Below are 1,612 nucleotides of genomic sequence, written 5' to 3' on the forward strand. Positions count from 1 at the left end.
AAATTATCAAAATACAAGCACCGAGAGAGACACATGAGTAAAGTTTACCCTAGTGACCATTCGCCGCATCCAGTATGAATTCCTTAGTGACCATTATCCTCCAGCCAAACCTGGTGGTCGCCACCGCCCGCGTCAATATATGGCAAGTGCTCAACGGAATTTTCTACGTGCTAATTGAAGGGGTCAGATGGCGAGGAAAACCGAAAGACTTTCCCCCGTGGCAAACAGTTTATACCTATTTCCGCAACTGGCGTGCGTGATGGGACGTGGTTACAAATCCACGACCGGCAAGCGAGAGTGGACGAGAATCGAACAGGAACGACAGCCAAGTCCATCGGAAGCGGCAGAAGATGCGTCAAAGTGTCTTGAGTGCAGCAATGGTCACTCAAGCTGTGGGATTTGATGCAGGCAAGAAAATCAAAGGTCGTAAGCGGTTTATCACAGTGGATACTTTGGGAAAAATCGCTGCGTGTAAGGGTCACTGCAGCAAGTACGACGGTTCGAGTTGGGGGTAAACGAGTGCTCCACAAGGTCAAACAGATGGGCAAAGCGGTCTCACGGTTGTATCTGATTTGGGTTGATGGAGGCAATAGTTGTGAGCCTTTCATCATGTGGGTCATGGATGTCTGCGGTTGGATTGTACAAGTCGTGCTCCGACCCCAACATAACCATTGGCTTCGTACTACTTAAAAAGCGTTGGGTAGTGGAGCGCACTTTTGGTTGGCTGATGGGGTGCCGTCGATTGGTCAGAGACTATGAGTTGTTGCCTGAAACATCAGAGACATTCATAAATCTTGCCATGATACGGATCATGGTTCGCCGCTTGGCCTAAAATTTGACCTCTCATCACTTTTCAAACATCCTCTAAGAGTAAACATTGATTGTTTAATTGAAAAATCACTTAAATCTCAGTGACATTGACAGTTTACAAAAGTTTTTTATCTATTGACATTACCCTTATGGGTACTATTTCGGAACTCATGGGGTGAGAAACAAGTTAAAAGTCAGACCAGCAAAGACTTACACTCAGCTAAGCGCTAGTGGGACTTTAGCCAAATAAGCACCCAAATACAGCCCTTACTCGCTTTAGATCTGATAAATACGTCCGGATTTTCCTGGAGCCAATGAACAAAACGGCAAGACATGGCACTGCAAAAAGCATCTATTGCTTCAGTAAATGTCTTTAAAGGTTTCGATGCTCATCGTCTTCGCAGTCTCCCAGTTGATTGATGCCAAAAAATAAAAGTAGATGTCGCTGATGTCGCCGTGCTGTTGTCGAAACCTGAGGGGGTGACAACCCATAAATCTCAGTGACATTGACAGTTTACAAAAGTTTTTTATCTATTGACATTACCCTTATGGGTACTATTTCGGAACTCATGGGGTGAGAAACAAGTTAAAAGTCAGACCAGCAAAGACTTACACTCAGCTAAGCGCTAGTGGGACTTTAGCCAAATAAGCACCCAAATACAGCCCTTACTCGCTTTAGATCTGATAAATACGTCCGGATTTTCCTGGAGCCAATGAACAAAACGGCAAGACATGGCACTGCAAAAAGCATCTATTGCTTCAGTAAATGTCTTTAAAGGTTTCGATGCTCATCGTCTTCGCA

The 1,612-nt window shown here is 44.8% G+C and carries 2 pseudogenes; one reads left to right on the forward strand and one right to left on the reverse strand.

Features of this window, described 5'->3' with window-relative positions:
• The first annotated feature begins 33 nt into the window (after positions 1-33).
• Positions 34-832 (forward strand): annotated as a pseudogene (locus tag F6K49_RS37150) (IS5 family transposase).
• A gap of 205 nt (positions 833-1,037) precedes the next feature.
• Here F6K49_RS37150 and F6K49_RS37155 read toward each other — a convergent pair.
• Positions 1,038-1,247 (reverse strand): annotated as a pseudogene (locus tag F6K49_RS37155) (hypothetical protein); the annotation flags it as partial.
• Between the last annotated feature and the right edge of the window lie 365 nt (positions 1,248-1,612).

The organism is Moorena sp. SIO3I6 (assembly GCF_010672095.1).